A 9375-nucleotide genomic window follows, 5' to 3' on the forward strand; every position below is an offset into this window, starting at 1 on the left:
TCAGTGCCTCGATATCTGGATGCGGTTCCAGAGGTTGATCATCGCAACGGTGGCGGTCAGTGCACCGATCTCCACTTCGCTGAAGTGCTCGCGCAGCGAGGTGCGCAGGGCAGCATAGTCGGTGCGGCGGTCGAGCCGGGTCAGCGCTTCAGTCCAGGCCAGGGCCGCCTTTTCGCGCGGGGTGAAGTCGTTGCAGTGGTCCCAGACCACCAGGCGGTCCAGACGCTCGTTGCTTTCGCCGTCTTCCCGCGCCTCGCGGGTGTGCATTCTCACGCAGAAGGCGCACTGGTTCAGTTGCGAAGCGCGCAATTGCACCAGGTGGTGCAGGCTGCGTTCCAGGCCGAGGGCATCCAGCGGTGCGTGCACCTCGCCCATGGCGTGGATGACCTCGGGAATGACCTGCTGGTAGTCGAGGGGGCTTGCCTGATTCATCACGTGTTCCTCGTTCGGGGTTGAAAGGCGTTTACACTTTCACGACGAACCAGGGAGCCGGGTTGTGACGCGGCCTCGAAAATCTGCCTTCGTGGGAGGCTTTTGCAGGTTGGGGCGGGCGGCGCTCCGCGAGCGAAGTTCCGTAGCCTCCTCTCCCACAGGGAATGGCTGGGGGTCTATCGGCGCTCGCGGATGGCCGCGGCCTCGCGGGTCACCAGTTCGATGAACGACCGCGCCAGGGGTGAGCGCTCGTCCCGCCGGCGCACCAGCCAGACGGCGGTGGTGGCGCCAGGGTCCAGCAGGGTGCGATAGACCACGCCATCGACGCGGGTGCGGCGGAAGGAGGCGGGCAGCACCGACACGCCCAGCCCGGCGGACACCAGGCCGATGATGGTCATGGCTTCGCTGGCCTCCTGGGATACGCGCGGCGTGAAGCCGGCGTCGCGGGCGAGGGCGAGCATCTGGTCGTAGAGGCCGGTACCGAAGGTGCGCGGGAAGAACACGAAGGGTTCTTCGGCCAGAGCGGTGAAGTGGATGCCCTCTTCGCTGCCGGCGGCCAATGGATGGTCGGCGCGCAGGACGGCCACCAGGGGCTCGCGGAACAGTTCCACCGCCAGGAGGTTGTCCGGCAGGTTGAGCGGACGGATCACCCCGACTTGCACTCGGTCTTCCTGCAGCGCCCTGACCGTTTCCACACTGCTGCCCTCGGTGAGCTCCAGGTGCACGTCGGGGTAGGCCTGGCGAAAGGCGTGGATGCTGCGGGGAATGGTGGAGGTGAAGGGCGAGGACGAAGTGAAGCCCACCTTCAGCTCCCCCAGCTCGCCACGGTGGGCGCGGCGCGCGATCTGCACGGCCTTGTCCACTTGGGCCAGCACCTGGCGGGCCTCATCGAGGAAGCGCCGGCCAGCTTCGGTCAGCTCGACCCGACGGTTGGTGCGTTCCAGCAGGCGCGCACCGATTTCCTCTTCCAGCGCCTGGATCTGCTGGCTCAGTGGGGGCTGGGAAATACCCAATTGCTCGGCGGCGCGGCCGAAATGCAGCTCTTCGGCCACGGCGATGAAGTAGCGCAGGTGTCTCAGTTCCATGGGAGGCCTATTGATATTTATAACGTATCAAATGTGTCGAATAATATATTGGAGATAATATAAAACGCTCGATATCCTTCGACCCATAACCCCAACAACGAATACCCCAGCCCCTGATCCAGGCGGCACGGCCTCGTTGTGCCTGCTCGCCACAAATGCCCGAAGGTGCCCCGTGAGCAAATCCCAGGCAGTACTCATGACCGAAGACGATCCCGCGCTTGGCGAGGTGGCCCGCGACGCAGCCAGCGAACTGCCTGACGCCGCCAATGATCCCGAGCTTTCCACCTATATCAGGAAGGGCACGCCGCAGTTCATGCGCACCTCCCTGGCACTGTTCTCCGGCGGTTTCGCCACCTTCGCCCTGTTGTACTGCATCCAGCCGATGATGCCGGTGCTGTCCAGGGACTTCTCCATCTCCGCGGCCCAGAGCAGCCTGGCGCTGTCCGTTTCCACCGCCATGCTCGCCCTCGGCCTGCTGGTGACCGGACCGCTGTCCGACGCCCTCGGCCGCAAGCCGGTGATGGTGGTGTCGCTGATCGCCGCCGCGCTGTTCACCCTGGCCAGCGCCGCCATGCCGACCTGGGAAGGGGTGCTGCTGATGCGCGCCCTGGTGGGGCTGGCCCTGAGCGGGCTGGCCGCCGTGGCCATGACCTACCTCAGCGAGGAAATCCATCCGCATCACCTTGGTTTTGCCATGGGGCTGTACATCGGCGGCAACGCCATTGGAGGCATGAGCGGGCGGCTGATCAGCGGTGTGCTGGTGGATTTCGTGTCCTGGCATGCGGCCATTGCCGTGCTGGGTGGGTTGGCGCTGGTGGCCGGCCTGGTGTTCTGGCGCGTGTTGCCCGAGTCGAAGCACTTCCGAGCGCAGCCGCTGCGACCGTCCACCCTGGTGGAAGGCTATCGCCTGCACTTTCGCGATGCCGGCCTGCCCTGGCTGTTCCTCACCGGCTTCCTGCTGATGGGCGCCTTCGTCACGCTGTTCAACTACATCGGCTACCGCCTGCTGGCCTCGCCCTACCAGATGAGCCAGGCCGTGGTGGGCGTGCTTTCGGTGGTGTATCTCACCGGCATCTACAGCTCGGCCTGGGTCGGGTCCCTGGCGGACAAGCTGGGGCGGCGCAAGGTGCTCTGGGCTTCCATCCTGCTGATGTCCGGCGGCATGCTGCTGACCCTGTTCAGCCCGCTGGCGGTGATCCTGGCCGGCATGGCGATCTTCACCTTCGGCTTCTTCGGCGCCCACTCGGTGGCCAGCAGCTGGATCGGCCGGCGCGCCCAGCGCGCCAAGGGCCAGGCTTCGTCCCTCTATCTGTTCAGCTATTACGTCGGCTCCAGCCTGGCCGGCACCATCGGTGGCCTGTTCTGGCACCACTACGGCTGGCACGGCGTCGGCCTGTTCGTCGGCGCCCTGTTGCTGATCGCAATCGCCGTGGCTCTGCACCTGGCACGGCTGCCGGCACTGCCGGGCAACGCCATCGTCCAGCCGGCACACTGACCATCCACCCCGGGGCCGGTGGCCGGCTCCGGGGTGCGACATCCCGACACTCGCGAAGCTATCCCCGATCCTCTGGCCGGCTGGCAGAATGTCCGGCCTACCCACCGCGCAGAGTGGGAAATCCATTGCCTCCCATGCGTGCACAACCCGCCTCGATCCGACCAGGGAAGTACAGCATGAGCATCACCTCCACCGACATCTGCAATGCCGCCGACGCCCTCAAGGGATTCGTCGGCTTCAACCGCAAACTGGGCAAGTACATCGTGCGTTTCAGCGAAGACTCCTTCGGCATGGACGTACCCGACGACAGCATCACCCCGGCCTGCGAATTTGTCTGGACGGCGAAGACCGACCAGGTGATGACCCTGAGCCGCGAATGCCTGCAGATCCTCCTGGACCAGAACATCAATGACCGCCTCAACCTGGGCGATCCCCTGCTGGTCTACCTGCGCCGCACCGACCTGCCGGAAATCAGCGCCGAGCGCAGGCGGATCTGATTGGCGGGCTCAGGGCAGCCAGCGCAACCCCATCACTCCGCCGACGATCAAACCCATGCAGGCCAGCCGGCCGACGGAGGCGGAGTCCCCCATCCACAGCACGCCCGCCAGTGCGGTACCCACAGCGCCTATGCCGGTCCATACGGCGTAGGCCGTTCCCACCGGCAGGTGCCGCAGTGCGAGTGTCAGCAGAGCGAGACTGCCGATGAGCACCAGCAGGGTGCCTGCCAGTATCCAGGGGCGCTGCAGGCCGTCGGCGGTTTTCAGGCCCAGGGCAAAGGCCACTTCCAGCAGGCCGGCCACAACCAGCAGCAGCCAGGCATTCGTCGAAGTCATGGATTCATCTCTTCGGTCAGGCAAAAAACGAGCCCCGAGGGGCTCGCCAGGCAGGGGAAATACGTCAGCCGGCGAGCAGCTTGCCGCGTGCCAGGCTTGCCAGGGTCTTCCAGGTCAGTACCGCCAGGGCGACGCTGAGGAACAGCAGGCTGCCCCAGGCGATCACCTGCAGCGGCACGCCACCCTGCATGTGCGCGTACTTCAGCGCGGCGTTGGCCAGCGCGGCCAGGGGGAAGCTGATGGCCCACCAGGACGGGGCGAACGGCACATCGCGGCGGAACACCTTGAAGCCCAGGACCACAGCCAGGAACAGGCCGAAATAGAAGAGCAGGGCGGCGAAACGGTCGATCCCGAACAGGTTGGAGTAGGCCAGGAATCCAACTTCGAAAGGTGCCACCAGAATCATCAGCGACGGCAGCATGGCTTTGCTCAGCGGTTCCTGGTGCACCAGGCGCGGGAATATGCTGGTGAAGAAGATCAGCGCCAGGGCCGCGCCCACCGCCATCGCGAACAGATTCAGTTCGGTCGCCCAGGCCATGGGCATCTGGCCCCCGGTCACGGCGATGTCGAGGGTGGCGACGCCGGGAATCAGCCACGCCGGCACGGCGTGTTGCAGGTCCTGTCCGCCCTTGAACAGGCGGGCAAGCACCAGGGCACCAAGCAACACCGTGAGCACGCTGCCGAGGCTCCACAAGCCCTGGGCCAGAACGTCGCTGTAGCGGCCGGCGACCATCGACAGCAACAGCATGGCGATGACGATGGTGCCGAAGAAGTTGCCGGCGATGGGGTGGGTGAATTCGTTGACCACCGCCTGCCGATGGCGCACAAGCTTGACCAGGTAGCCGACCGCAAGAACAACGAACACAAATGCAGCGAACAGACTGATGGCCTCGCCTATCAGTGGGCTCACTCCGAAGTACTGGTGGGCCAGTCGCCAGCCCAGGCCGAGGCCGGCCAGGCCCATCACGGAGCCGAACAGGTTGACCGGAAGGTTCTTGATCGAGGTACTGCTGGCCGGCTTCGCCTGGACCTGTTCGAGCGGGGGAATGAAGACGGTATTCATGGCAGACTCCGTTGGGCGGTATTTGTCGGTAGAGATAGTTTCTGCCATGCTGGACTTGGCATGAATAGGTGTGTCACGACATATTCTGCCAACCTTTCGACAACCACGGACAACCCCTCATGCGCATCGCCCTGCTGGCCTTTCCCCGCGTGCAATTGCTGGACATCGTCGGTCCCGCCGACGTCTTCGCCGAGGCGGCGAAGCAACTGGGCAACCCTCGCGCCTACCGGGTCGAGGTGATAGGCACCGAGCCGGGCCTGCTCAAGGGCAGCAGCGGCCTGCGCCTGGCGGTGGACTCCACGGTGGAAACCCACAAGGGCAAGCTCGACACCCTGCTGGTAGCCGGCAGCCCCTTCGTCGACGACATCGCCCGTAACCCGGTGCTGCAGCAATGGCTGCGCCAGCAGGCCGGATCGGTCCGGCGCATCGGTTCGGTGTGCAGCGGTGCTTTCGTCCTGGCCGCCGCCGGCATGCTGCGCGGACGCCGGGTGACCACCCACTGGAACAGCAGCACGCGACTGTCCGAAGAGAACCCCGACACCCAGGTCGAGGCCGACAGCATTTACGTCAAGGATGGCAACCTCTACACCTCGGCCGGTGTCACCGCAGGCATGGACCTGGCGCTGGCCATGGTGGAAGAGGACCACGGCCGCGAGTTGGCGCTGCGCGTGGCGCGGGAGATGGTGATGTTTTTCAAGCGCCCGGGCGGGCAGTCCCAGTTCAGTGCCCATCTGGCGGCACAGACCGCCGAGCGTTCCTCCATCCGTGCTATCCAGGACTATGTGCTGGCTCACCTGAAGGACGACCTGAGCATACCGGCGCTGGCAGCCCGCGCCGGCATGAGCGAGCGCAACTTCGCCCGGGTGTTCAAGCAGGAGGCCGGCTCCACCCCGGCGGAGTTCGTCGAATTGGCTCGCATCGACGCCGCCCGGCGACTGGCCGAGGAGTCGGACCTTCCCCTGAAACGCCTGGCCGACGAAGTGGGCTACGCCAACGTCGATGGCTTCCGCCGTGCCTTCCTGCGTCGCCTGGGGGTGACGCCAAGTGACTACCGGGCGCGATTCAGGGTGGAGGATTGAGTGCTTGAACCAGCGCCCACTCGGGGCGCGACAGCATCGACGAGGTATTGGACCGTTGGCAGCGTGGCGGGCGCGGAACGGGTGCTATAACTGAACACCTTGGGGGATTCACCGTGGAGGGCGCCGTCATGGCACGCCTCGGAATCCTGCTGCTGATCCTGGCCGTACCGGGCGCCTGGGCTGCCGGCTATGGCGATTCGTACTACGGGCTCGGGCCTTACCTGGGCACCGTCTACAATCCCGACAGTCCCCTGCAACCCTATGTCTCGCCGCCACCCCGGCGTTTTGCCGACCTGCCGCCGAAGACTTTCGTGGTGGTACCCGAGTACCACCAGTTCCGCGATGCCCAGCTACCGCGCATCAGCACCGAAAAGCCGCAGGTGCTGATCCGCAGCTTCGACCCGGAGCTGGGGGTGTACCGGGATGTCGAGGTGCGGGATGGGGAGGGGAGCCGGCCAATGTGCGGCGGGGACTACTGCGGTGATTGAGGCGGAGCTTGTAGGGGTGAATTCATTCGCCAAGGGGTGCGCAGCGCCCCCGAGGCGTTTGCGGTCGGACCTTCGGTCCGGTTGGCGAATGAATTCGCCCCCACAAAGAAACCGTCATGTTTCCCCCAGGCTCCTGCGCCCGAACCGCCGCCGATAGTCCGTGGGCGACAGCCCCACCATCCTGTTGAACACCTTGCGGAAGGCTGCCGGGTCCTGGTAGCCGACTTCCCAGGCGATCTGCTCCACCGAGCGGTTGGTCAGCTCCAGCAGCTCGCGGGCCTTGGCTGCGCGCAGTTGCTGGCAGTACTCGGTGGGGCGCAGGCCGGTGGCCTGCTGGAAGCGGCGCAGGAAGGTGCGCTCGCCCAGCCCGGCTTCGGCAGCCATGGCGGGGAGGCTGACCTGGCGTGCGTCCTGGCGTTGCAGCCAGCGCTGAACCTTGAGCACCGCCTCGTCGCCATGGGTGAGGCGCGGGGTGAAGCGGCGGAAGTACTGTTGCGAGTGCCGGGTCAGGTCCAGGGCGAGGAAGCTCGCGGTGTTAGCGGCGATGGTCGGCCCCAGCAGGCGATCCACCAGGGTCAGCCCCAGGTCGGTCCAGGCCATCACCCCGCCGGCGGTGATGATGTCGCCGTCGTCCACCACCAGCTTGTCGGCATCCACCTTCACCTCCGGGTAGCGCTCGCCGAGATCCTTGGCCAGGCTCCAGTGGGTGGTCAGCGGACGGCCGGCGAGCAGCCCGGTCTGGGCCAGCACGAAGGCGCCGGCACATACCGAACAGAGGGTGATGCCGGCAGCGTGCCGCAGGCTGAGCCAGTCGGCGCAGGGTTGCAGGGTGTCGGCAGGGGGCAGGGTGCCGATGCAGGGCAGGGCAATCACCGCGGCGGGCTGGCTTTCGGCATCCGGGTGACTGTCCCAGGTGCAGCGGATTTCGCCATCCGCGTCAGCACTCCAGTGCCGCACCCGCAGGGTGGGCAGGTCGGCATCGGCATGTCCGGCGGCCAGGCGATTGGCGACCGCGAACAGATCGGCCAGGCCATGGGCGGCTGCCAGCTGGGCGCCGGGATAGAGCAGGAGGTCGATCTCCAGCATGGATTTCATTGTCAGTTTTTCCTGCGAATTTGTCGGTTGCGCCGATCCTCATCCGGCGCCGGAAGGTGCACCTTAGGGCCCACGTCGCCACTCCCACAACCTGAGGTGTAAATCATGAGCAAGCATGCCGTCATCGTAATCGACATCCAGAAGGACTATTTCCCCGGTGGTCTGTGGACCCTGAGCGGTGCGGACGCCGCTGCCGACAATGCCGCCCGGATCATCGGCGCTGCCCGTGAGGCCGGCGACCTGGTGGTGCATGTCCGTCACGAGTTCACCAGCCCGGAGGCGCCGTTCTTCCGGCCCGGTTCCGAAGGCGCACAGATCCATCCCAAGGTGCTCAACGCCGACGGCGAGCCGGTTGTTCTGAAGCATTTCGTCAATTCTTTCCGGGAAACCAATCTCAAGGAAATCCTCGACAGCCACGGGGTGGACAGCCTGACCGTGGTCGGCAGCATGAGCCATATGTGCGTCGACGGCGTTACCCGCGCGGCGGCCGATTTCGGTTACCAGGTCACCGTGATCCACGATGCCTGCGCCACGCGGGACCTGGAATTCCAGGGCAAGACCATTCCCGCCGAGCAGGTCCACGGCGCGTTCATGGCCTCGCTGGCCTTCGCCTACGCCAAGGTGGTTTCCACCGACGAGTACCTCGCGCAGCAGGTCCGGTAAGGCGCTCGCCGCGTTTCGCAGGCCGGCGCCGGCCTGCGGACACCGGCAATCTGGCGGCTCGCCCGGCCCCTTGGCGCAACAGGCACGTCGATACGGACGGCATTTCGCTCTACTATCCGCAGCTGAAAATCTGCTGATACGTCCGAACCGGAGTGCCCATGAACGACCAGACCCTTCCTCCCGATTACCTGGAATTCGCCGAAGAACTGGCGGATGCGGCGGCCAAGGTCACCCTGACCTACTTCCGCCTGCCCCTGGAGGTGGAGAACAAGGAGGCCGAGCGCTTCGACCCCGTGACCCTCGCCGACAAGGGCGCCGAGCGCGCCATGCGTGACCTGATCGCCCAGCGCTTCCCCGGCCACGGCGTGCTGGGCGAGGAAGAGGAGAACATCGCCGGCGAAGAACCCTGGACCTGGGTGCTGGACCCGGTGGACGGCACCCGCTCCTTCATCAGCGGCATCCCGCTCTGGGGCACCCTGATCGCCCTCAACGACGGCACCCGCCCGGCGCTGGGCCTGATGGACCAGCCCTTCACCCGCGAGCGCTTCATCGGCGACGGCAGCTCGGCCTCGCTCAATGGCCGGCCGATCCAGACCCGCGCCTGCCGCAACCTGGCCGACGCGACCCTGATGGTCACCAGTCCAGAGCATTTCCAGCAGCCGCCCTACAGCGACGTGTTCAGCAAACTGTCGAGTGAAGTGCGCCTGGTGCGCTACAGCGGCGATTGCTACGCCTACTGCATGCTCGCCCTGGGGCTGGTGGATATTGTCCTCGACCCGGGTCTCAAGCCCTACGACATCCAGGCGCTGATGCCGATCATCCAGGGCGCCGGCGGCGTGGTGACCCGCTGGGATGGCGGCGACGCGCAGAACGGCGGCGACGTCATCGCCTGCGGCGACTCGCGCCTGCATGCGCAGATCCTGGAGCTGATGCAGTCGGTTTGACGGTTGGACGGGGCGGGAAACCGGCGATTCGCGGAATCCCGCCTGCAGGAGTTTCTGTGTTTTCCGCCTAAGGAAATCCTTATATGGACGCCTCCCGGAGCTCAATCGGTAATCATGTTGGCGTGTAGGTAGGAGCAGTCTTATATCCGGCCTATGGTGCAGGCCGATAAGCCCTGCTGGCCCTGATGGAATCCGCTG

At 65.7% G+C, this 9375-nt stretch carries 11 protein-coding genes; 6 read left to right on the top strand and 5 right to left on the bottom strand.

Translation table 11 applies throughout. From position 1 onward, the window contains the following. Together ACFW0B_RS04660 and ACFW0B_RS04665 are read right to left on the bottom strand one after the other, a co-directional pair. On the bottom strand, window positions 1–435 hold the full coding sequence (locus ACFW0B_RS04660; protein WP_459251683.1) for a carboxymuconolactone decarboxylase family protein: 435 nt from the start codon (window positions 433–435) through the stop codon (window positions 1–3). 173 nt (window positions 436–608) lie between these two features. Then, window positions 609–1517: a LysR family transcriptional regulator gene (locus tag ACFW0B_RS04665; protein WP_449146781.1), complete on the bottom strand. Its 909-nt coding sequence runs from the start codon at window positions 1515–1517 to the stop codon at window positions 609–611. A gap of 196 nt (window positions 1518–1713) precedes the next feature. On the opposite strand from ACFW0B_RS04665, the gene ACFW0B_RS04670 reads away from it, so the two are divergent. Together ACFW0B_RS04670 and ACFW0B_RS04675 are read left to right on the top strand one after the other, a co-directional pair. Further along, window positions 1714–3012, top strand: a complete 1299-nt coding sequence (locus tag ACFW0B_RS04670; RefSeq protein ID WP_449146782.1) for an MFS transporter — start codon at window positions 1714–1716, stop codon at window positions 3010–3012. A gap of 176 nt (window positions 3013–3188) precedes the next feature. Further along, a complete protein-coding gene (locus ACFW0B_RS04675) occupies window positions 3189–3509 on the top strand; it encodes a DUF2025 family protein (protein WP_449146783.1) in 321 nt (106 codons plus the stop codon). A 9-nt stretch (window positions 3510–3518) separates the two neighbouring features. On the opposite strand, the gene ACFW0B_RS04680 is transcribed toward ACFW0B_RS04675, so the two are convergent. Together ACFW0B_RS04680 and ACFW0B_RS04685 are read right to left on the bottom strand one after the other, a co-directional pair. Next, on the bottom strand, window positions 3519–3845 hold the full coding sequence (locus ACFW0B_RS04680) for a DMT family transporter (RefSeq protein WP_449146784.1): 327 nt from the start codon (window positions 3843–3845) through the stop codon (window positions 3519–3521). A 64-nt stretch (window positions 3846–3909) separates the two neighbouring features. Beyond that, entirely contained in the window at window positions 3910–4908 is a 999-nt protein-coding gene (locus tag ACFW0B_RS04685; protein WP_449146785.1) for an SLAC1 anion channel family protein, read from the bottom strand. Window positions 4909–5027: 119 nt separating this feature from the next. On the opposite strand from ACFW0B_RS04685, the gene ACFW0B_RS04690 reads away from it, so the two are divergent. Both ACFW0B_RS04690 and ACFW0B_RS04695 read left to right on the top strand, forming a co-directional pair. Next, on the top strand, window positions 5028–5987 hold the full coding sequence (locus tag ACFW0B_RS04690) for a GlxA family transcriptional regulator (RefSeq protein ID WP_449146786.1): 960 nt from the start codon (window positions 5028–5030) through the stop codon (window positions 5985–5987). A 128-nt stretch (window positions 5988–6115) separates the two neighbouring features. Next, on the top strand, window positions 6116–6475 hold the full coding sequence (locus ACFW0B_RS04695; RefSeq protein ID WP_449146787.1) for a hypothetical protein: 360 nt from the start codon (window positions 6116–6118) through the stop codon (window positions 6473–6475). A 114-nt stretch (window positions 6476–6589) separates the two neighbouring features. Here ACFW0B_RS04695 and ACFW0B_RS04700 read toward each other — a convergent pair whose 3' ends face one another. After that, window positions 6590–7570: a GlxA family transcriptional regulator gene (locus ACFW0B_RS04700; protein ID WP_449146788.1), complete on the bottom strand. Its 981-nt coding sequence runs from the start codon at window positions 7568–7570 to the stop codon at window positions 6590–6592. Between the two features lie 105 nt (window positions 7571–7675). Here ACFW0B_RS04700 and ACFW0B_RS04705 point away from each other — a divergent pair, with 105 nt between their 5' ends. Both ACFW0B_RS04705 and hisN read left to right on the top strand, forming a co-directional pair. Beyond that, window positions 7676–8233 carry a cysteine hydrolase family protein gene (locus tag ACFW0B_RS04705; protein ID WP_449146789.1) on the top strand — a complete coding sequence of 186 codons (558 nt, stop codon included), beginning with the start codon at window positions 7676–7678 and terminating at the stop codon, window positions 8231–8233. A 158-nt stretch (window positions 8234–8391) separates the two neighbouring features. Then, entirely contained in the window at window positions 8392–9177 is a 786-nt protein-coding gene (hisN, locus tag ACFW0B_RS04710; RefSeq protein ID WP_449146790.1) for a histidinol-phosphatase, read from the top strand. The last annotated feature ends 198 nt before the right edge of the window (window positions 9178–9375 follow it).

The organism is Metapseudomonas phytobenefica, assembly GCF_043392685.1.
In the GTDB taxonomy this organism is placed as follows: domain Bacteria; phylum Pseudomonadota; class Gammaproteobacteria; order Pseudomonadales; family Pseudomonadaceae; genus Metapseudomonas.